This is a genomic window from Novosphingobium resinovorum (genome assembly GCF_027922145.1).
Taxonomy (GTDB): Bacteria; Pseudomonadota; Alphaproteobacteria; order Sphingomonadales; family Sphingomonadaceae; genus Novosphingobium; species Novosphingobium resinovorum.
On record NZ_BSFC01000057.1, the window covers coordinates 1 to 767 of the forward strand.

Annotated in this window: 1 protein-coding gene; it reads left to right on the plus strand. The window is 62.6% G+C overall.

The features are described 5' to 3' along the window. Window positions 1-99: 99 nt before the first annotated feature. A partial coding sequence (istB, locus tag PKE80_RS25215; RefSeq protein ID WP_271184827.1) for an IS21-like element ISSsp5 family helper ATPase IstB occupies window positions 100-767 on the plus strand: 668 nt, incomplete at its 3' end.

The following is a 767-nucleotide window of genomic DNA, read 5'->3' on the forward strand; positions in this document are numbered from 1 at the left end:
GCTGGACCTGGACGTCTATCCCTTCCTCCCACGCACCAAAGTCGAGAAGACCTTTGCCAGAGCCTACATGAGCTTGCTCTCCGATGGGCAGAAGGCCGCATGAGCAGTCAGGCCCCCGAGATCCTGCTCGCCCACCATCTTAAGGCGCTCAAGCTGCCCACCTGCCTTCGTGAGCATCAGAAACTGGCCCGGCAATGCGCCGCCGAAGGCCTCGACCATATCCGCTTCCTCGCCCGGCTCATCGAGATGGAGATGATCGACAGGGAGCGTCGCATGGTGGAGCGGCGCATCAAGACGGCACGCTTCCCCGCGGTCAAAAGCCTCGACAGCTTCGACTTCACCGCCATCCCCCGACTCAACAAGATGCAGGTGCTCGAGATGGCGCGCTGCGAATGGATCGAGCGCCGCGAGAACGCCATCGCTCTGGGGCCATCGGGCACGGGCAAAACACATGTGGCCCTCGGACTGGGGCTGGCGGCATGCCAGAAAGGGCTGTCCGTCGGCTTCACCACCGCCGCCGCGTTGGTCAGCGAGATGATGGAGGCCCGGGACGAGCGACGCCTCCTGCGCTTCCAGAAACAGATGGCTGGATACAAGCTGCTCATCATCGACGAACTGGGCTTCGTGCCGCTCTCCAAGACCGGGGCCGAATTGCTGTTCGAGCTGATCTCACAGCGCTATGAACGCGGCTCGACTTTCATCACCAGCAACCTGCCCTTTGACGAATGGACCGAGACCTTCGGATCCGAACGTCTCACCGGCGCGCT